The organism is Mesorhizobium japonicum MAFF 303099 (assembly GCF_000009625.1).
Lineage (GTDB): Bacteria > Pseudomonadota > Alphaproteobacteria > Rhizobiales > Rhizobiaceae > Mesorhizobium > Mesorhizobium japonicum.
Genome location: NC_002678.2, coordinates 1,734,667 through 1,751,593, shown reverse-complemented (window position 1 = coordinate 1,751,593; position 16,927 = coordinate 1,734,667). Strand labels below are relative to the sequence as shown.

The 16,927-nt window shown below is 65.2% G+C and carries 23 protein-coding genes; 10 read left to right on the top strand and 13 right to left on the bottom strand.

What is annotated here, in order from left to right; all coding sequences use genetic code 11:
• Positions 1-12 precede the first annotated feature (12 nt).
• Complete coding sequence (locus tag MAFF_RS09610) at positions 13-843, bottom strand: helix-turn-helix transcriptional regulator (RefSeq protein ID WP_010910704.1); 831 nt, start codon at positions 841-843, stop codon at positions 13-15.
• A 90-nt stretch (positions 844-933) separates the two neighbouring features.
• Here MAFF_RS09610 and MAFF_RS09605 point away from each other — a divergent pair, with 90 nt between their 5' ends.
• Positions 934-1,818, top strand: a complete 885-nt coding sequence (locus MAFF_RS09605; RefSeq protein ID WP_010910703.1) for an SDR family oxidoreductase — start codon at positions 934-936, stop codon at positions 1,816-1,818.
• 12 nt (positions 1,819-1,830) lie between these two features.
• On the opposite strand, the gene MAFF_RS09600 is transcribed toward MAFF_RS09605, so the two are convergent.
• The 3 genes from MAFF_RS09600 to MAFF_RS37580 are packed head-to-tail and all read right to left on the bottom strand — an operon-like array spanning position 1,831 to position 3,161.
• Complete coding sequence (locus MAFF_RS09600; RefSeq protein ID WP_010910702.1) at positions 1,831-2,529, bottom strand: RibD family protein; 699 nt, start codon at positions 2,527-2,529, stop codon at positions 1,831-1,833.
• Between the two features lie 36 nt (positions 2,530-2,565).
• A complete protein-coding gene (locus tag MAFF_RS09595; RefSeq protein WP_010910701.1) occupies positions 2,566-2,967 on the bottom strand; it encodes a type II toxin-antitoxin system HicB family antitoxin in 402 nt (133 codons plus the stop codon).
• Between the two features lie 5 nt (positions 2,968-2,972).
• Complete coding sequence (locus tag MAFF_RS37580; protein ID WP_010910700.1) at positions 2,973-3,161, bottom strand: type II toxin-antitoxin system HicA family toxin; 189 nt, start codon at positions 3,159-3,161, stop codon at positions 2,973-2,975.
• A 359-nt stretch (positions 3,162-3,520) separates the two neighbouring features.
• On the opposite strand from MAFF_RS37580, the gene MAFF_RS09590 reads away from it, so the two are divergent.
• From MAFF_RS09590 to MAFF_RS09580, 3 genes are all read left to right on the top strand, one after another.
• Complete coding sequence (locus tag MAFF_RS09590; protein ID WP_044548186.1) at positions 3,521-4,468, top strand: substrate-binding domain-containing protein; 948 nt, start codon at positions 3,521-3,523, stop codon at positions 4,466-4,468.
• 242 nt (positions 4,469-4,710) lie between these two features.
• Positions 4,711-6,324 carry a sugar ABC transporter ATP-binding protein gene (locus tag MAFF_RS09585; protein ID WP_010910698.1) on the top strand — a complete coding sequence of 538 codons (1,614 nt, stop codon included), beginning with the start codon at positions 4,711-4,713 and terminating at the stop codon, positions 6,322-6,324.
• On the top strand, positions 6,321-7,337 hold the full coding sequence (locus MAFF_RS09580; RefSeq protein ID WP_010910697.1) for an ABC transporter permease: 1,017 nt from the start codon (positions 6,321-6,323) through the stop codon (positions 7,335-7,337). The genes MAFF_RS09585 and MAFF_RS09580 overlap by 4 nt, the downstream gene beginning before the upstream one ends.
• Positions 7,338-7,371: 34 nt before the next feature.
• Here MAFF_RS09580 and MAFF_RS09575 read toward each other — a convergent pair whose 3' ends face one another.
• Positions 7,372-7,950 (bottom strand): phosphoglycerate mutase family protein, encoded by a 579-nt coding sequence (locus MAFF_RS09575; RefSeq protein ID WP_244420754.1) that lies wholly within the window; start codon positions 7,948-7,950, stop codon positions 7,372-7,374.
• A 186-nt stretch (positions 7,951-8,136) separates the two neighbouring features.
• On the opposite strand from MAFF_RS09575, the gene MAFF_RS09570 reads away from it, so the two are divergent.
• Positions 8,137-9,402: a hypothetical protein gene (locus tag MAFF_RS09570; protein ID WP_044548183.1), complete on the top strand. Its 1,266-nt coding sequence runs from the start codon at positions 8,137-8,139 to the stop codon at positions 9,400-9,402.
• A gap of 36 nt (positions 9,403-9,438) precedes the next feature.
• Here the strand turns inward: MAFF_RS09570 and MAFF_RS09565 are convergent, their stop codons facing one another.
• The 4 genes from MAFF_RS09565 to MAFF_RS09550 all read right to left on the bottom strand — a co-directional run bounded on the left by MAFF_RS09565 (position 9,439) and on the right by MAFF_RS09550 (position 11,646).
• Positions 9,439-10,008, bottom strand: coding sequence for a hypothetical protein (locus MAFF_RS09565; RefSeq protein ID WP_010910694.1), 570 nt, complete (start codon positions 10,006-10,008; stop codon positions 9,439-9,441).
• On the bottom strand, positions 10,005-10,610 hold the full coding sequence (locus MAFF_RS09560) for a hypothetical protein (protein ID WP_032931128.1): 606 nt from the start codon (positions 10,608-10,610) through the stop codon (positions 10,005-10,007). The genes MAFF_RS09565 and MAFF_RS09560 overlap by 4 nt, the downstream gene beginning before the upstream one ends.
• The gene (locus MAFF_RS09555) at positions 10,607-11,188 is read right to left on the bottom strand and encodes a hypothetical protein (RefSeq protein ID WP_044548182.1); all 582 of its coding nucleotides are present in this window, start codon (positions 11,186-11,188) and stop codon (positions 10,607-10,609) included. Before MAFF_RS09555 ends, MAFF_RS09560 begins: the two co-directional genes overlap by 4 nt.
• 95 nt (positions 11,189-11,283) lie before the next feature.
• Positions 11,284-11,646, bottom strand: coding sequence for a hypothetical protein (locus tag MAFF_RS09550; RefSeq protein WP_080512053.1), 363 nt, complete (start codon positions 11,644-11,646; stop codon positions 11,284-11,286).
• Between the two features lie 172 nt (positions 11,647-11,818).
• On the opposite strand from MAFF_RS09550, the gene MAFF_RS09545 reads away from it, so the two are divergent.
• Positions 11,819-12,121 carry a hypothetical protein gene (locus MAFF_RS09545; protein ID WP_010910691.1) on the top strand — a complete coding sequence of 101 codons (303 nt, stop codon included), beginning with the start codon at positions 11,819-11,821 and terminating at the stop codon, positions 12,119-12,121.
• Positions 12,122-12,184: 63 nt separating this feature from the next.
• Here the strand turns inward: MAFF_RS09545 and MAFF_RS09540 are convergent, their stop codons facing one another.
• Entirely contained in the window at positions 12,185-12,889 is a 705-nt protein-coding gene (locus MAFF_RS09540) for an XRE family transcriptional regulator (RefSeq protein ID WP_010910690.1), read from the bottom strand.
• A 554-nt stretch (positions 12,890-13,443) separates the two neighbouring features.
• On the opposite strand from MAFF_RS09540, the gene MAFF_RS09530 reads away from it, so the two are divergent.
• Positions 13,444-14,121 carry a GcrA cell cycle regulator gene (locus MAFF_RS09530; RefSeq protein ID WP_044548180.1) on the top strand — a complete coding sequence of 226 codons (678 nt, stop codon included), beginning with the start codon at positions 13,444-13,446 and terminating at the stop codon, positions 14,119-14,121.
• Positions 14,122-14,123: 2 nt separating this feature from the next.
• Here the strand turns inward: MAFF_RS09530 and MAFF_RS09525 are convergent, their stop codons facing one another.
• The gene (locus tag MAFF_RS09525) at positions 14,124-14,441 is read right to left on the bottom strand and encodes a DUF982 domain-containing protein (protein WP_032933611.1); all 318 of its coding nucleotides are present in this window, start codon (positions 14,439-14,441) and stop codon (positions 14,124-14,126) included.
• Positions 14,442-14,525: 84 nt separating this feature from the next.
• On the bottom strand, positions 14,526-14,807 hold the full coding sequence (locus MAFF_RS09520) for a DUF982 domain-containing protein (protein WP_044548178.1): 282 nt from the start codon (positions 14,805-14,807) through the stop codon (positions 14,526-14,528).
• Between the two features lie 86 nt (positions 14,808-14,893).
• Between MAFF_RS09520 and MAFF_RS09515 the strand changes: the two genes are divergently transcribed.
• Genes MAFF_RS09515 through MAFF_RS09505 form a run of 3 tightly spaced genes read left to right on the top strand, consistent with a single transcriptional unit; the run spans position 14,894 to position 16,463 of the window.
• Entirely contained in the window at positions 14,894-15,592 is a 699-nt protein-coding gene (locus MAFF_RS09515) for a YdaU family protein (RefSeq protein WP_010910687.1), read from the top strand.
• Positions 15,513-15,818, top strand: coding sequence for a hypothetical protein (locus MAFF_RS09510; protein ID WP_141245625.1), 306 nt, complete (start codon positions 15,513-15,515; stop codon positions 15,816-15,818). Before MAFF_RS09515 ends, MAFF_RS09510 begins: the two co-directional genes overlap by 80 nt.
• 48 nt (positions 15,819-15,866) lie before the next feature.
• Positions 15,867-16,463, top strand: a complete 597-nt coding sequence (locus MAFF_RS09505; protein ID WP_010910685.1) for a DUF6456 domain-containing protein — start codon at positions 15,867-15,869, stop codon at positions 16,461-16,463.
• 58 nt (positions 16,464-16,521) lie between these two features.
• Here MAFF_RS09505 and MAFF_RS09500 read toward each other — a convergent pair whose 3' ends face one another.
• Positions 16,522-16,824, bottom strand: a complete 303-nt coding sequence (locus MAFF_RS09500) for a hypothetical protein (protein WP_010910684.1) — start codon at positions 16,822-16,824, stop codon at positions 16,522-16,524.
• Between the last annotated feature and the right edge of the window lie 103 nt (positions 16,825-16,927).

Here is a 16,927-nt window from a genome sequence, read left to right as displayed (position 1 = left end):
TGGCGCCGGTCTTTACCTCAGGCGCTTGGCCAGCGAGCGGATGCGGTCGGCGACCTCGCTGTCGACCGGGTTGTAGACGGTCAGGTTCAAATCCGGCCGGCCGTCGACGGCGAAGGACGAATATTCCAGCTCGATGTCACCCAGTTCCGGGTGCTTCAGGCGCTTTGTTCCGTCGCCATGGGCGAGCACGTCGTTCTCCTGCCACAGCGTGGCGAATTCGGCGCTGCCGCTGCACAGTTCGTCCACCAGCTGGGTGACCTCGGAGACCGCGCCGGCGCGCGCCGCATCGGCCCGGAAAGCGCCGACGACGAAACGGGCAAGGTTTTCCCAATCATGCTGCTTGGCGCGGATGTGGGGCGTGAGGAACATGAAGCGCAATATGTTGCGCCGGCCGGCTGGGATAGTGCCGTAGTCGGTCAGCACGATCTCGGCGGCGCGGTTCCAGGCGACGACATCCCAGGTGGCGGTCTTGACCAGAGCGGGGCTGGCCTCGAGCGTGTCGATGAGGCGCTGCAGCCGGGGGCTGACGCCTTCGTCGCCCCGGTAGCGGACCTCGGGCGGGCGTCCGAGCCCCAGCATGAAGAGATGTTCGCGCTCCGCCTCGGTCAAAAGCAGCCCCTTGGCGATGCGGTTCAGCACATCGGCCGAGGGCGCGCCGCCACGGCCCTGTTCCAGCCATGTGTACCAGGTCGGGCTGATGTTGGCGCGCTGGGCGACTTCTTCGCGGCGCAACCCGGGCGTGCGCCGGCGCCCGGAAAAGCCGAACGAGGCGGGGTCGAGCCGGGTGCGCCGGTCTTTCAGGAAGGCTGCGAGTGAACCTGGGGTGGGCATCCTGTTAGCCATCCTGTTAAAGATTATACCATGATAAGATCACTACTTTAATGGAATAATAGACCGGGGATACTGCGCGGGCAACTGTGCAGGAGATTTTGCATGCGTATCTTTTTGACCGGCGCCACCGGCTTCATCGGCTCGGCGCTCGTTCCCGAACTCATCCAGGCCGGCCATCAGGTGATCGGCGTCACCCGCTCCGATGCCGGCGCCGAGGCGCTGGCGGCCGCGGGCGCCGAAGTGCATCGCGGAACCCTTGAGGATCCGACAAGCCTGCGCAGCGGCGCGGCCGAAGCGGACGCCGTGATCCACACCGCCTTCGACCATGATTTCTCGCGCTTTGCCGAGAACTGCGAAAAGGACAAGCGCGTGATCGCGGCACTCGGCCAGGCATTGGCCGGATCCGACCGGCCGCTGGTGATCACGTCGGGCGTCGGCATGGGCAGCCCCGGACATGGCCAACTGGCGGTCGAGGACGTCTTCAACGCCAGCCATCCCAATCCGCGCATCGCCTCGGAACTCGCCGGCAATGCCTTGCTGGAGGCCGGCATCAATTTGTCGGTCGTGCGGCTGCCGCAGGTGCACAATCCGGTCAAGCAGGGGCTGATCTCGCCGCTGATCGAGATCGCGCGCGACAAGGGCGTCTCGGCCTATGTCGGCGAAGGCCGCAATCGCTATTCGGCGGGGCATCTCTCCGACGCCGCGCGGCTCTACCGGCTTGCCGTGGAAAAGCGCCAGCCGGGCGCGCGCTACCATGCGGTCGGCGAGGAAGGCGTCGAGGTGCGCGCCATCGCCGAGGCGCTTGGCCGGGGCCTCAAATTGCCGGTCGTCTCCATCGCGCCGGAACAGGCGGCGCAGCACTTCGGCTGGATGGGAATGTTTGCCCCGATGGACCTGCCGGCCTCAAGCGCGCTGACCCAGGCGCGGCTCGGCTGGCATCCGACCGGCCCGACGCTGATCGCCGATCTCGACGCCATGCGCTATTGATGGGCTGCGGCCTCAGCCAGGGCTGACGGCGTAGCGCAAGTGGATGAGCCCATGCGCCAGTGTTTCGCAGCTTGTCAGCGACAGCTGCATCTTGCCGGCGAGGCCGCTTTCGCCGAACTCGACAAAGCCCTGGTTTCCCGCCCGTGCATCGAGCGCGGGCGCGACCAGAAGGCTGAGTTCATCGACAAGTCCCGCCGCGAAGAAGGAGCCGTTGATGCCGGCGCCGCCTTCGAGCAGCAGCCGGCGGATTCCGAGCTCCCGCCCGAGCACGTCGAGCATGGCGGCGAGATCGATCTCGGCCGTTTCCGACACGATGTAGGACACGCCGTCGGCGGCGAGCTCGGCCAGATGGCTGTCGGCGACGTCCCGCCCGAGCAGCACCACGACATGGTCGCCGCCGACATCGGGCTTGGCGAAGTGGAGTTTGCCGGAGGCATCGAGCGCCACCGCATAGGTGCCCGCATCGCGTCGCGCGAAATGATGCGGCCGCTCGACCTTGCCGGTATGCGCCGCCGGGTGCGCGCCGGCCCTGCTCATCTCGGCCATGGTGACACGCCCGACGATCCAGCCGTCGCCCTGGAGATCGCCATGGATCTGCTCATAGAGGCCGGACCACTCGGCCCGGGTCCCGTCCGGGCTGGCGGTGTAGCGGCTGGGGTGGAGGCCGCCGTCGAGCGAGGCGAGCATATGGCAGATGATGTGCGGCTTCATGCAATTCTCCAGGGATTACTTTTGGGGCGACATGCATCAGGCCGATTCAAGCTCCATCGCTTTCTCAGCCGCCTTTGCGAGAAACCCGGATCGCGTATAGCCGTGGGCTTCGGCAAAGGCATCGATTCGCCGCAGAACGTCGTCTGGCAACGTCACGTTGATACGCACCGCCTTCCTGGCCTCGGTCTTGGCCGCGACCAGGATTGCGACACCGTCACGATTATCGGCGTCCGCCATCACGGCCTGCAGACTGGAAGGCTCCGGAATGGCTTCGCCATCCTCGACCAGCCCTTCGATGTGGAGGGTGAGCGCCTCTTCAGCCATGGACCGTGCGTCATCCAGATCCTTTCCGGCGGTAATCACACCTGGGAAATCAGGGAAAGACACACCGAAGTCGCTGCCGGCATCCTTATGGATAAGTCCGATATACTGCTTCATGTCCGTCACCTCAGTTTCAGTCCAGATTGCTTTTCGATGCTGCGTAGAGTGCCTATTGGGATATCGCGCTTGGGATGAGGGACGGTGACCCGCCCTTGCTTGTCACGGTGTTTGAATTGCGCATGGCTGCCCTTTCGGGCAACCTCGAACCAACCATCAGCTTGCAACTGGCGGATAATTTCGGCGCTATTCATGTGTATTTATACACACTGAGAGGGAGCCTTTCAACCAGAATGTGACAGTCAGCTGGAGCCGATATGGTCGGCGGAGCGCCGCGTCTATCATGCAGGGCAGGACGCCCGGCAGCCAAAATTCCGACAATTCCGATAATTCGCCGCCCAGCACTGTTATATCGATGTTGCACAAATGGTTGACCCTGGGTTAGCATCCCCTTGCTGACGCCGATGGGAGGCAGTTTTTTGCAACGGCGATCAGCTGGAGCGGCATGCGCTGTCCCGCGCAAGGAGGATGCTCCAACACTTTGAACCGACGCATGATCCTTCCTGAAACCGTCCCGGTTTCCGGGGCGTGCGTTCTGTGGAGGAGATCAACCATGAACAGACGTGAATTCCTGCTGACGTCCGTGGCCGCCGGCGCCATGGTGCTTGCCGCACCTTCGGTGTTCGCCGAGGACAAGCTGACCATACTGGGCTCGGTGCCCAATCTCGGCTTTCCGTTCTTCGTGCACATGCTGAACGAGATCAAGGCCGAGGCGCAGGCGCAAGGCGTCAACCTGACCGAAAGCGACGGCCAGAATTCGGCCACCAAGCAGACCGCAGACATCGAGGCGGCACTGGTGCAGAAGGTCAACGCCATCGTGATTTCGCCGCTCGACGTCAACGCGCTGGCGCCGGCGATCGAGGAGGCGGTCAAGGCCGGTGTTCCCGTGGTGACGATCGACCGCCGCGTCGACGGTGTCCAGGGCATTCTCGCCCATGTCGGCGCCGACAATGTCAAGGGCGGCGAGGCCGAGGCCAGCGCCATGGTGGCGGCGTTCCCCAACGGCGCCAAGCTGTTCCATCTGCAGGGCCAGCCGGGCGCCGGTCCGGCGATCGACCGCAACAAGGGCGTGCACAATGTGCTCGATCCCCTGAAGGACAAGTACCAGATCATCTTCGAGCAGACCGCAAACTTTGCCCGCGCCGAAGCGCTGTCGGTGACGGAAGCCGGCCTCGCCGCCAATGGCAAGCCGGACGCCATCATCTGCGCCAATGACGACATGGCGCTCGGCGCGCTCGAGGCCTGTGCGGCGCGCAACTTCACCGACGTCAAGATCTACGGCTTCGACGCGCTGCCGGAAGCGCTGGTTGCCGTGCGCGACGGCAAGCTCGCCGGCACGGTCGAACAGTTCCCCGGCCAGCAGTCGCGCACCGCGGTGCAGATCGCGGTCGCCTACGCCAAGAACAAGACCGAGCCGAAGGAAAAGCTGGTGCTGTTGACGCCCATCGTCATCGGCAAGGACAATCTTGATAAGGCGGAGAGGTTGAGCGAGACGAAGTAGGGGGCTTGTGAAAGCTGAGCGCATGAAGGGGGGACGTCGCGTTCTGTCGCGCCCCCCTCTGTCCTGCCGGACATCTCCCCCACGAGGGGGGAGATCGACCGTTGTCTCCGCTTTCGCCAATTACCAGCCTTGCAAAAAAGGCGCTGCCGGCGAAACTGCCAATCTCCCCCCTCGTGGGGGAGATGTCCGGCAGGACAGAGGGGGGCGCTGTCCCGCGACTTACCACGATCCGGGAGCAACCCTTGCCAGCTGAAGCCGCACCTGTCCTGCTTGCCGTCGAGGGCGTCACCAAGCATTTCGCCGGTGTCACCGCGCTGAGCGATGTCTTGCTCGACATCCACCCCGGCGAGATCCTCGGCCTGCTCGGCGAAAACGGCGCGGGCAAATCGACGCTGCTCAAAATCCTGTCGGGCGTCATGCCGCCGTCCAGCGGGCGCATCACTTTCGACGGCGCCGACTATGCGCCGTCCAGCCCGCAGGATGCCAAGCGGCTCGGCATCGTCACCATTTACCAGGAATTGAGCCTGATCCCGACGCTGACGGTGGCGGAGAACATTTTCATCGGCCGCGCGCCGGTCGGGCCACTGGGGCTGGTGAGCTGGAAGCGCATGGAGCGGGATTCGCGCGACATCATCGCCCGCGTCGGCCTTTCCATCGATCCGATGACGCCGGTCTCGGCGCTGTCGGTGGCCGAGCAGCAACTGGTCGAGATCGCCCGGGCGCTATCGCTAAAGAGCCGGCTGATCATCATGGACGAGCCGACCTCGGCGCTGACCGAAACAGAGGTGCAGCGGCTGTTGTCGATCATGGGCCGGCTGCGCCAGGACAAGGTCGCCATCATGTTCGTCACCCACCGGCTGGAGGAGGCGTCGGCGATCTGCGACCGCATGACGGTGCTGCGCGACGGCCGGCTGGCCGGGCATCTCGACCGCGACAAGGGACGACCGATCCAGCTGCCGCGGATCATCGAGAAAATGGTCGGCCGCGCCGCTTCGGAACTTTACGCGCGGCCGGTGCAACGCGCGGTGGCGGGCAATGTCGTGCTGTCGGTGCGTGGTCTGCGCACCGTGCGCGATCCCGAGGCGCCGCATGCCATTGTGCTCGACGGCGTCGACATCGATCTCAAGGCCGGCGAAATCCTCGGCGTCGCCGGCCTTGTCGGCTCCGGCCGCACCGAGCTGGCACGCGCCATTTTTGGGGCCGACCGCATCGCGGCCGGAACCATCACGCTCGACGGTAAGCCGATCGCTCCGGCCTCGCCGGCCGACGCCATCGCGCTCGGCATCGGCCTGGTGCCGGAGGACCGCAAGCACCAGGCGATCTTCGCCGCCTTGGGCATCCTGCCGAATTTCTCCGTCGCTTCGCTGGGCCGCTTCAGCAACGGCTTAGGCTTCATGGCCGAGCGGCGCGAGCGTGATGCGCTGTCGGGTTTCAGGAAAATGCTGTCGATCCGCATGGCCTCGGCCGAGCAGGCGATCGAGGGCCTGTCGGGCGGCAACCAGCAGAAAGTGATCCTGGCGCGCTGGCTGGCGCGCGACCCGAAAGTGCTGATCGTCGACGAGCCGACGCGCGGCGTCGATGTCGGCGCCAAGGCGGAGGTGCATCAGATCCTGGTGCAACTGGCGGCGCGCGGCATCGCGGTGATGATGGTCTCGTCCGAACTGCCTGAAGTGCTGGCGGTGTCGGACCGCATCGTCACCATGCGCCGGGGTCGCATCACTGGTGAGATGCCGGGCGTCGAGGCAAACGAGGAAAAACTGATGGAACTGATGGCGCTCGACAAGCAGGATGCTCTTGGGCAAGACGCGCTTGGGCAAGACGCGCTTGGGCAGGATGCGGAGGATCAGGCACGATGAGCATCGCCGAAGAGCAGAGCCAGCGCGGCGGCGCGACGATCGCGCGGCTGCTGATGAGTTTCGGGCCGCTGCTGTTCCTGGCGGCGCTGGTCGTCGTCTTCACCGTTTTGAAGCCGAGCTTCATCGACCCGATCAATCTGTTCAACATCACGCGGCAGATCTCGATCACCGGGCTGATCGCGCTCGGCATGACCTTCGTCATCCTCACCGCCGGTATCGACCTCTCGGTCGGCTCGCTGCTGGCCTTCTGCGGCATGGTCGCCGCCGTCGTCGCCAAGGGCGGTGCTGCCAACACGCTGTCGCTGTCGACCTCAGGCACGCAGGGCTATGGCTGGTTCGCGGCGCTGCTCGCCGCCGTCATCGTCGGCGCCGCCGCCGGCGGCGTGCAGGGGCTTGCCATCACCCGCCTGAAAGTGCCGCCCTTCGTCGTCACGCTGGGCGGGCTTACGGTGTTTCGCGGGCTGACGCTGACCATCTCCAATGGCGGCCCGATCTCGGGCTTCGACGCCTCGATGCGCTGGTTCGGCACGGGGCTGATCGGCCCGGTGCCGGTCCCGGCGATCATCTTCGCCGTCGCCGCGATCCTGTGCCACATCGTGCTGCGCTACACGCGCTATGGCCGCGCCGTCTACGCCGTCGGCGGCAATGCCGAGGCCGCACGGCTGTCGGGCCTGCGCGTCGACCGCATCCTGGTCTCGGTCTATGTCATCGTCGGCTTCTTCGCCGGGCTCGCCGCCTTCGTGCTGTCGGCGCGGCTCAATTCCTCGGAAGCGGTCGCCGGCATCGGCTATGAGCTGACGGTGATCTCCGCCGTCGTCATCGGCGGCACCTCGCTGTTCGGTGGCATCGGCTCGGTCGGCGGCACGGTGGTGGGCGCGGCGCTAATCGGCGTGCTGCAGAACGGGCTGCAGTTCAACAATGTGTCGTCCTACACGCAAAGCATCGTGATTGGGCTCATCCTGATCCTGGCGGTGGCGTTTGACCGATGGCTGAAGTCGCGGGTGCGAAGGTAGGGGCGAAAGGTCTGCGCGCCTCGCACCAGCGCATCTACCCTGGCAACTTCTCCTCAATAATCCGCGCCGAGCCCGGCACCAGGTGCCCGGCCTGATCGAAGCGCAGCACGACCACCCAGTTGAAGACATCGCCGGGCCATTTGCCGTTCGGCAGCAGGGCCTGCGGGTCGGCGCCGAAGGCCTTGATGAGTTTTCCCAGCTGGCCGTGATGCCAGGCGATCAGGATCGACTTGCCGTGGGTTTCGCTGGAGAGTGCCGCGACGAGGGCTTTGACGTCCTTGTCGGCGAAGCGCTGGTCAATGGGGAGTTTCAGCGCCTGGCTGAGCGGGGTGAGCGTCAGCCGCTCGCGTGCGCTGTTCTTGGAATCGGTGCTGGCCACCAGCATATCGGGCCGGAAGGCGACGCCGTCCAGCATGAAGGGCTGGAAATAGGCGACATAGGCCTGCGCGCGGGCTTCGCCTTCGGGCGACAGGCCCGGGCCGCTGTCGGGCTTTTCGCCATGGCGCACGATCAACACCGTGGCGTCGGCAAGCCCGGTCATCTTATCGCTTGCGGCATGGGCGGACAGAGCAAGCGCCATCATCCACAGGGCGGCGAGAACAAGGCGTTTCATGGCGGTCCTTCCAGCGGTTTTCGAGGCCATCAATCAGCGCAGCAATTCGACGGAATCAGGGCTGGCGTGACACCCATGACATCCCGGCATTGCACCGAGGAGGTGCGCGGCCGTTTCCCGGCCCGGTTGCAAAACGATCGGGCCTTGCTAGAAAGGCCTGGGGCGGGTGGCATCGTGAGAGACCTCATGTTTGCCGATATCATCAGGCCGACCAGCTTGAGTTTTTCGCTGCTGCGGCGCTTCTGGCCGCAGCTCGTCGCGCTGGTGCTGGCCGGGGTGCTGGCCGGCGATCTGTTGCTGCAGCTGGCGGCGAAAGTGGCGCTCGCCAATCATTTCGCCGGGCTCGCCATGCTGACGCTGGTGGCGTTGGCGCAGCTGGTGGTGACGGTGGCGATGTTCCATGTGCTGCGCCCCGGCTTGCCGCATCTCTTGGCCGCGCAGCGCGGCGCGGACAAGGCCGCCGAGGAGCAGGAGACTGCCGATCGTCGCGGCTCGCGGCTGGTGCGTATGGTCACCATCGCCCTCTTGCCGTTCTTTGCCTATTACGCGGCCTGGGGGTTCCTCGGCGATATCGTGCGGCAATATTCGCGCGCCACGCTCGACCAGGCCGGTTTCGGCCAGAGCGCTGATGTGCTCGACGTGCTGGATTCGCGCTGGCTGCTGATCTCGGTGGCGGTGTCCTGGCTGATCCGCCGGGTGGCCAAGTTCATGCAGACGAAAACCAAGACCGCCTCGTTCTGGCAGATCGTCGTGGTGATCTGCGAGACCAACTGGATCTTCGTCGGTCTCTATGTGATCAGCCGCTGGAAGGATACGGCGCTGCAATGGCTGATGAGCCGCTCCTTCTGGTCGGTGCTGGAGGCGACGGCCGACGGGCTGGCGAGCCCGGTGCCGGTGGCGAACGCGGCCCTGATGGTGCCGGTCGAGCTCACCTCGGTCGCGCCCTCGACGGTCGCCATCAACCTGTTCTTCTACATGCTCCTGCCGCTGATCTGGCTGGTCATGGCGGCGCTGATCTACGGCTATGACGTGCGCGACGATGCCGCCTTGATGCGCGTACACAATCGGGTGGAGCGCTTCGGCAAGCGCTATGCCGGCCTGCCGAAATTCCTGCGCGACTTCGTCGAGCATTTCATCGCCGGCTACCGCTCGCGCTACCTGCCGATCGCCAATGGCGTGCGGCTGACGGTGAGCTCCAGCCTTCTGCTTCTGTGCACGCTGATCATCGGCTATCGCCTCATCGACTGGGGCGCTGCCTGGCTGTGGCTCGGCGCGACGCGGCTGATCGGCCCGCACGAACTCGATGTCTGGCAGATCCTCTCCCATGGCGTGACGCTGCTGTTCGGCAGCCCGTTCCAGGATTCCTCGACCGGCATTTTGATCGAGCCGATCAGGATATGTTTTCTCGCCGCCGTGCTGGAGATAGCGTTTTCGCTGTCAAAGGGTAGATGAGTTCCCTTCTCCCCGTGAACGGGGAGAAGGACGCTGTTATTTCGGCGGCCGCCGAAAGCGCAGATACCATGGGCGCTCACTGCCAAGCCCCACGGCGGGGCGAATGGTTTTCACCGCGTCCTCGGGCACGATAAATGTGTCGCCAATGGTGATGGTGTCGCCCTTTTTGGCACCGGAGAAGATCGCCGAGGTGCAGTTCATCACACCCGCCGGCAGGCTGACGCCGGCGATGACATCCGGCAGCCAGCGGCGGCCGGCGGCGTCGGTCAGCATCAGCTTGCAGCCCAGCCACTGCTTTTGCAGGTCGGGGTCGCCAATGGTGACGGTGAAAGTGGCGATGACGGCGAAGGCGTGGTCGGGCAGGCGGTCGGCCTTGCCGCCGCGCAGATCGGCCAGTTTCCAGTCGCTGCCGCCGAATGGCACCGACTGGCCGAAATCGACACCCCTGGCGATGAGGTCCTCGCCATGCAGCCATTCGCACAGGCTGTCATAGCTGGTCTCGGCCAGCGCCAGCGGCAGCAGGATGGCAAGCGCCACAAGGCTGTGCCGCCGCCATTTTTTCTCGGCCTGCGGGTCGGCCGCCGGCTCTGTCGAAACGGCGCTCATGACTTGCCCTGAAGTGTCTGGCCTTGCGGCGCATCCAAATCGTATTCCGGCAGCACATCCGTGGGCTGGCCGTCGGCGCTTGTCGGTATCCCATCGAGGCTGATGCGCGCCTGGGCGTCGAGAGGGCCGAACTGGCGCGCGGCGACCAGCAGGCTGGCGCCGCTTATCTGGTCGGGTGGTATTTCGAACACGAACAGGCCGCTCTTCTCCAAGCCCGGATCGACGCCATGCGGCGGCATGTCCTGGCGGTAGCCAAGCCGCTCCGTCTGGTGGTAGCGCAGCCCTGTCGGGCCTTGCCAGGTGCCGTCGGCGACTGTGGTGGAGGCAGCGGTGGCGGTGAGGCTGGTCGATACCACAGCCCACAGGCCGCTGGTGGTCAAAAGCTTTTGCTGGCCGAACTGGTTGGTCTTGAGCTGGCGGGCAAAGACGACCTTGTCGAGCCGGACATCGAAGCTGCGCGCGCGAACCTTGTCGTGCATGGCGCCGTCGACCGGGATCGGCGCGGTGAGGTCAGCATAATGCGGCTTCGTCGCCTGCATGCCGTAGCTCAGCGCCACGGTCGCGCAGAGGATGACGAGATTGCCGAGGATGCGGATTCTCATGAGCCGGTTCCCGGCACGTCGGCGATTGGCAAGGTGATTGTGCCGAGCCGGTAGGGATTGAACCAGCCGGGCATGCCATAGAGGTTGTCGCGCGGCTTGAAGATCTCGGCGGTGACGCCGAAGCTCAGGCTGGCCGGGACAGCGGCGTCGCCGGCCAGCGGCCAGACATAGGCCATGCGCTCGGTCATGCCGGGATGCAGTTCCGGCGTCAGTGTCGCATCGCGTGTCAGCGCAATCATCGGCATGGGATCGGGCAGGGCGATGCCGTCCGGCTTGAAGACATCGAAATAGGCCTTGTCGGATTGCGCGGTGCGGTTGGTCATGTCGGCCACCAGCACCAGCGCCTTCTGGCCGGGCTTCAGCAGCACGCCATATGTCCTGGCGTGGCTGACATAGGCGCGCAGCGGCTGGACGCGCCAGCGCCCGGCATCGATGGCGGTGTCGAGCGGCAATTGCGGCGGGGCGTGGGCGGGCAGGGCGCCGAAGGCGCCCATCAGGCCGGCGACGAACAGCGCCGCGATGGTCCCCGCGCCGGCCGTGATCCAGGTTTGAAATTTTGAGCGGGCAGTCCTGAACATTCCAAATCATGCACGTCGAAGAGCCACCCCGACGCAATCTAGAAAGAAAATTCAGCGGATGGAACCCGCAAATGGCTGGTCCAGTGTGCCGGGTTTCAGGCCGCTTCGAGCGCCCACAGGCGATGGCCGTAGCGGCGGAAGAAACGCGCCACGAGATGCTGCTGCCTAGCCCGGACAAGATCGGGCAGGCGCCGCTCCTGGCGCCAGCGCGGCATATTGCGCCAGCAGGCGATGAAGCGGGTAGTGTCCTCGATGGCTTCCTGCGCCGACAGCGCCGGGCCGATCGCGGCCAGGAACAGCGGTTCGGACTGTTTCAACTCGTCGATGACGGCCTTGCGCCGGAAATGATCCTGGCGGGCCTGCGCGATACCGTTGCGGCGGATCGCCTCGAAGGCTTCAAGCAGAGCAGGGCTGTCGCCGGTGTAACCGCAAGCGCGGGCGAAATCGGCGGCATCCATCATTGCTCCCGGGTCTGATGCGGTAGGCGACTCACATTTGTGAGTTTTTAAGAGCATAACTCAAAAATTGATAAAAGGGAAACTTTTGGAAAAGTGTTAAAACTGCGACTCGACTCCCGGCTCAAAACACAGGATTATGTGAACAAATCAGGAACGAAAGGGGTGGAGAGGCATGGCGTTGCCGGGCAGGAAACCAGTCATCGCGCACGTCGTCTCGATATCGGTCGAGTGCGCCGATTGCGGCCGCAACAGATGGTGGAAGCCGGATGAACTCCGGCGTTTCGGGGTGACGGGCAGCACGCCGCTGGCGGAGCTTTCAGGCCGCATCGTCTGCTCGGCCTGCCGCGCCGACGGGCTGCCGGGCACCGCGGTGTCGATCCAGGCGGCCTTCGTCGACGAGCGCCAGCGCGTGCGCAGCGAAGCGCAGATGCTGAGCGAGCGCGAGGTGCTGGTGGAGGGGGCGAGGCGGGCTTGAGTTTTTGGAGCGGTGCCGACGCTGGTTTTTCCGTCTCCCGCAAGGGAGAAGGAAAAAAGGGCTCTAATATCCCAGCAATTCCTTCAGCGGAATGACCCGCCAGACATGCTTGATCGCGTAGCGGTTGAAGGTCAGCGTCTTCGGCGGATTGTACTGCTCGACCACCAGCTCGCTCGCGGTGCGCTTGACCAGTTTCTTGACGAAGGCCTTGCCGTTCTTCTCATTTTCTTCCGGAAACGTCTCGATCACCACATGGTCGCCGGGGATCGCGTCGCGGCCGCCGCAATAGATGAGGTCGCCGGGTTCGTAGCGCGGCACCATCGAGTCGGAGAGCACATGCAGCGCGAACACCTTCGGCAGGTTGCGCACGCCCGGCGGGCGCTGGACGTAGCCGGCCGGCTCGCCGTTGAAGGTGAAGTCGCCGTCATCGCCGCCGACCGCCGCACCCAGCACCTCGATATCCATTGAGCCGGCGGGCATCGGGCCGGCATCGGTGACGATCTCGGCATCGGATAACGCGTCGGCATCGTCGAGGAAGACGACCTCGCCTTTGCCCAGCGCCACCGGGTCGACGCGCAGGAAGGCGGCGGTCTTCAACAGGTTCTCGGTCTTGGGCAGGTTGCGGCCGGTTTCCCAATTGCCGACGGCGGCGACATCGGTGTCGTTGTGCTCGGCAATGTGGCGCATGACCAGGCCGCGCTGCTTGCGCGCCTGGCGTATCGCCGCCCCGACCTTGATCGATAGTTCCGTTTTGGCCATGGCACCCATGTGAGCGATGAAAGCGGCTCTCGTCTATGAAAGAATGGCTTGCATATGTTTTTGAGTTATGCTTATATCTGGCCATGCAGAACCTGTCCAGCTTTCATGGCGCGGTAGCGCCAGCGTCTCGCGAGGCAAACAAGGTGACCGAAGTCGCCACCCTTCCGTCCCGGCCGTCGTCCTCCCCGGCCGGGGCGAAGCCCGAGCGCTTTGACGCCTCGGGTCCGGCCCGCCTGTCCCCGGCGGCCGGAACGGCCGGAGCCGCCGCTCCCCTCGGCTCCGGCCCCCAATTCCAACGGCCCGGTCCCTATGCGCGCTCCTGCATCCGCACGCAGGACCGCACCGTGTTCGAGCCGTGCAGGGCGGTTTCCGCCCCCGACAGGAAGACGGCGGAGGCTCGGCTGTCGCGCCTGACCGCCAAACACGCGATCCGCTCCGGCTGATCCGGCCCGCGAGCCGGCTTTCGCACCGAACCCCTGACCGTGGCCCGGACCGGGCCTGAACCCTGACCGACGGCGCGCCCACAAGCGCGGCGAAGGCGGTCCCCTGGATGGAGCCTGGACATGGCAAGCTACAGCCGCGCCGAACTGCAAGAGATCGCCCGCTGGCTGAAGGAGGGGCTTTCGGTCTCGAGGATCGCGGCGGCGTTCAGCGCGCTGCGCGGCAGCCCGGTGTCACGCAACGCCATCATCGGCATCGTCCACCGCAACGCCATGCTGGGCGCGATCGGCTTTGCCAATGGCCGGGGGATGCCGCCGGTCGCGAGACAAGGCGCCGGCGAAAGGACAATGCGCAAGCCGGCGGCCGCAAAGCGGGCAAATGGCAGGGCCAGCGGCGAGACGGTGGCGCAAAAGCGCGCCGGCGTCTATGCCGCCGAGGGCGGGCGCAAGAACAAGGCGCGGCCCAGGCGCGATTCCTCGCCGGCCTGGCTGCCGACGCGCCTGTTCGTGCGCGAAGTGGGCGTGCTGATCGCCGATGGCGAAGCCTATCGTCTGGAAGTGCCGGCGCCGCAGCGTGGACCGATCGGCCGCCAGCCGCATGGCGTGGCGATGCGCTTCATCGCCTGCCTGTTCGATCGCTGCCGCGCGCCGCTCGACCTGACGCTGGAAGAGGATCCGGAAAACGACCCGCCAGGCGGCCGGCCCGGCGCCGATATGCTGTGCTGCGGCATGCGAACCAAGGGGCAGAAAAGCTACTGCGGCTACCACCAGGAGCGGTTTCAGCGGCGGGTTTGCCAGTGAGCCTATTTCGGTATCTGCCGGCCCTGTTTGGGCATGCGGCTTTGCACGGTCCGCGCCTCCAGCCGCATCGGCGGGCCACCTTCGGCAACCAGGATGCCGGACACGCGGGCAAAGCCGGTGAACACCTTTATCGCGTCGGATTCGGAGATCTGCGCGGCGATCGCGGCACTGCAGGCGTTGAGCGCGCTGCGGTAGATGTGACCGCGCCGCTCGATCGGCCAGCGCTGCAGGAAATCTGCCGCGTCGCTGACGCTGTCGATCTCCTCGACCTGCCCTTCCAAGCTGACTTTGAGCGGCACTCCGGTTTTCAGCGTACCCACGGCGTTCACCTTCGATCTCAGCGAGACTATAAAGCCCGCGCTTATAAACGCGCAAGGCCGCCACGCGGTTGCATCGCCCCGGCGTCACGGGCCGGCGGCGGCGTCGAGCCAGTCATGCGCGCGGCTTCTCGGCTTCACCACCAATATGCCCTGTTGCCTGGCAGTCTTGCTGAAGGCCTCGAAGGCGGTGCGTGGGCAGCAACTGCCCTCGACCGACAGCCGGACCAGCCTTGCGGCTTCGAGAAAGGCGGGTGCAGTCTTGTCGGGCCACTGGTGTCGCAATGCCGTCTCGGCGTCGGCCACCGAGCCGACCAGCATGGTCTTGTTGTCGCAAAAGCGCAGCGTAATCGGCATGAACGCCGTCATCGGCAAACCTCCCCTTGGCATCGACGCGTCATAACGTGCAGGCCGGCGGCTGGTTCCATTAGCTTGCGTGCAGACATGGGGCCGGCATGAGCGAGCGGCCCTTCATGCAGCTCTACGTCTCCGATTTCGTCGGCGACACGTTGCAACTCTCCACCGAGCAGATCGGCGCCTACATGCTCATCCTGATGGCGATGTGGAACGCCGGCGGCCGGCTGCCCGACGATGACGCCAAGCTGGCGCGGGTCGCGCGCCTTTCCCTGAAAAGATGGCGCGCCATCAGCGCCGATCTGTTGAGCTTCTTCGAGCGCGAGGCGGGCGAGATCGGCCACAAGAGGCTGACCAGGGAATTGCACAAGGCGCAGGTCAAAAGCGAGGCGAGGGCCGCCGCCGGCGCACGCGGCGGCGCCGTTACCGCCCTGAAAACAAAGGCGCATGGGGCGGCAAATGCCGGCGCTTTGCCGCGGCATTCTCCAGACTCCAGAAACCAGAGTGAAAAAGCTTCCGCTTTTTCCCCTGAAAATGCGCAGCATTTTTCGGCTCGTGAAGAGAAAGGGATGGGTGTGTCTTCCCCTGAAAATGCGCAGCATTTGCCTCCTGCGGGCAGGAACACACCAACTCCCGGTTTTTCGGGGAAGAAGTCCGGCTGGCAGCGGCCGAAAACCCACACCGACGCCGCCAACGCCATCATCGAGGAGATCCGCAGCCATGACCGCAGCCGAACTGCAGCAGGCGACGAAGGCGCTGGCCGCGATGTTCTCATGCTTCCCGCAATCCGCCCTGACTGACGTCGAGATGCAGATGCGCGGCTATCTCGGCGCGGTGCGCGACGCCGAGCTTGCCGATCTGCAGGCGGCCATCCAGCGCTTCGTGCGCGGCGAGGTTAAGACCGGCAACGCCCAGTTCTGCCCGTCAAGCGCGCAGCTCTGCATCGAGGTGCGGGAGCGGCGGACGATGCGCGAGTTGCTGGCGCGGCGAGCGGTGCAAGCGCCCGCGAGGCCGGTGATTGCTTGATGATCTCTCTAACCAAAAACACCACCCCAAAACCCAAGGAGCCACCCCATGCCCAAAAAAGCCAAAGCCGCCAAACCGCAGGCGCCGAAACTGCCGAAGGGTGAGGCCGAGCAGGTGCGCATCCGCCGCGAGCTCGGCCATGATTTCGCGCTCAGCGACGACGCCTTCGGCCGCAAGCGGCTGGCCGCCGGCACGGCTGAAGCACGGCGCGTCTATGAAGTGTCGAATGACGGCTACACCTCCACCGGCGGCATCGTGCGGGTGCGCAATGTCGATCCGCTCCTCGGCATCACCTCGCTGTCGCGCCAGCAGCGCGAGGCCGGCCAGCGTTATCGCGAGGATTTCCAGTGCAGCCAGCAGGCGAGCGTGAAGCCGATGCGCTGGACCGAGCGCGTCGACGGCGGCCGCAAGGGCGGCGGCATCGCCGACAGCGTGCTCGACGCCGGCCGGGCGCATGCCGCCGCCACCAGGGCACTGGGGCATTGGGAAGTGGCTGCCGTGGTGCGACAAGTCTGCTGCGCCGGCGGCTCGATCAAGAGCCTGGCGGAACAGACGGGCGAGGGCAGGGATGTGGTGACGAAGCTGTTGAAGGTCGGGCTGGACCTGCTGGCGGTGCACTATGGGATGATGATGATGGGGCGGTGAGGGGGGCGCGAAACAATCCGGCCGGCGATGCCGGCCGGATCAGTTCACGGGGATCAGATTATCCGCAGACGCGGACTTCCTCGACGATCCTGTGATGATGACGCCAGTGATTGATCACTTCGATATGGCAACGGTGGTGCCGGTGGAAATAACGCGGCCTGTAACCGTCATCATAGGGGTCGTAGGGGCTATAGACATAACGCCCGCCACCATAGTCCCCATAGCGATCGTAATAGTCACTGCCGTAATAATTGTCGTAGCCGCCGATGCCGATAAAGACGTGACTGCGGGCGGCGGCCGGGGCGATCATCGCCGCCGCCGAAGCAATGGCGATAACCGAGACAAGCAGGAGCTTCTTCATGGCTATCTCCTTTTCAAGGTTGGTCTAATATAACTCTCGGGAGGCGGGCCTGTTCCATGGATTTTACGATCCACCGACCAGACCAGAGCGCGGAGAGATACAC

What these genes read in the sequence shown, in the direction of transcription:
- MAFF_RS09500 (WP_010910684.1), bottom strand. Translation starts at nt 16,824, where the DNA reads ATGAAGAAGCTCCTGCTTGTCTCGGTTATCGCCATTGCTTCGGCGGCG.
- MAFF_RS09505 (WP_010910685.1), top strand. Translation starts at nt 15,867, where the DNA reads ATGCCCAAAAAAGCCAAAGCCGCCAAACCGCAGGCGCCGAAACTGCCG.
- MAFF_RS37580 (WP_010910700.1), bottom strand. Translation starts at nt 3,161, where the DNA reads ATGAATAGCGCCGAAATTATCCGCCAGTTGCAAGCTGATGGTTGGTTC.
- MAFF_RS09600 (WP_010910702.1), bottom strand. Translation starts at nt 2,529, where the DNA reads ATGAAGCCGCACATCATCTGCCATATGCTCGCCTCGCTCGACGGCGGC.
- MAFF_RS09530 (WP_044548180.1), top strand. Translation starts at nt 13,444, where the DNA reads ATGGCAAGCTACAGCCGCGCCGAACTGCAAGAGATCGCCCGCTGGCTG.
- MAFF_RS09520 (WP_044548178.1), bottom strand. Translation starts at nt 14,807, where the DNA reads ATGACGGCGTTCATGCCGATTACGCTGCGCTTTTGCGACAACAAGACC.
- MAFF_RS09605 (WP_010910703.1), top strand. Translation starts at nt 934, where the DNA reads ATGCGTATCTTTTTGACCGGCGCCACCGGCTTCATCGGCTCGGCGCTC.
- MAFF_RS09590 (WP_044548186.1), top strand. Translation starts at nt 3,521, where the DNA reads ATGAACAGACGTGAATTCCTGCTGACGTCCGTGGCCGCCGGCGCCATG.
- MAFF_RS09580 (WP_010910697.1), top strand. Translation starts at nt 6,321, where the DNA reads ATGAGCATCGCCGAAGAGCAGAGCCAGCGCGGCGGCGCGACGATCGCG.
- MAFF_RS09510 (WP_141245625.1), top strand. Translation starts at nt 15,513, where the DNA reads ATGACCGCAGCCGAACTGCAGCAGGCGACGAAGGCGCTGGCCGCGATG.
- MAFF_RS09545 (WP_010910691.1), top strand. Translation starts at nt 11,819, where the DNA reads ATGGCGTTGCCGGGCAGGAAACCAGTCATCGCGCACGTCGTCTCGATA.
- MAFF_RS09540 (WP_010910690.1), bottom strand. Translation starts at nt 12,889, where the DNA reads ATGGGTGCCATGGCCAAAACGGAACTATCGATCAAGGTCGGGGCGGCG.
- MAFF_RS09565 (WP_010910694.1), bottom strand. Translation starts at nt 10,008, where the DNA reads ATGAGCGCCGTTTCGACAGAGCCGGCGGCCGACCCGCAGGCCGAGAAA.
- MAFF_RS09515 (WP_010910687.1), top strand. Translation starts at nt 14,894, where the DNA reads ATGAGCGAGCGGCCCTTCATGCAGCTCTACGTCTCCGATTTCGTCGGC.
- MAFF_RS09575 (WP_244420754.1), bottom strand. Translation starts at nt 7,950, where the DNA reads ATGAAACGCCTTGTTCTCGCCGCCCTGTGGATGATGGCGCTTGCTCTG.
- MAFF_RS09570 (WP_044548183.1), top strand. Translation starts at nt 8,137, where the DNA reads ATGTTTGCCGATATCATCAGGCCGACCAGCTTGAGTTTTTCGCTGCTG.
- MAFF_RS09595 (WP_010910701.1), bottom strand. Translation starts at nt 2,967, where the DNA reads ATGAAGCAGTATATCGGACTTATCCATAAGGATGCCGGCAGCGACTTC.
- MAFF_RS09555 (WP_044548182.1), bottom strand. Translation starts at nt 11,188, where the DNA reads ATGTTCAGGACTGCCCGCTCAAAATTTCAAACCTGGATCACGGCCGGC.
- MAFF_RS09610 (WP_010910704.1), bottom strand. Translation starts at nt 843, where the DNA reads ATGGCTAACAGGATGCCCACCCCAGGTTCACTCGCAGCCTTCCTGAAA.
- MAFF_RS09550 (WP_080512053.1), bottom strand. Translation starts at nt 11,646, where the DNA reads ATGGATGCCGCCGATTTCGCCCGCGCTTGCGGTTACACCGGCGACAGC.
- MAFF_RS09560 (WP_032931128.1), bottom strand. Translation starts at nt 10,610, where the DNA reads ATGAGAATCCGCATCCTCGGCAATCTCGTCATCCTCTGCGCGACCGTG.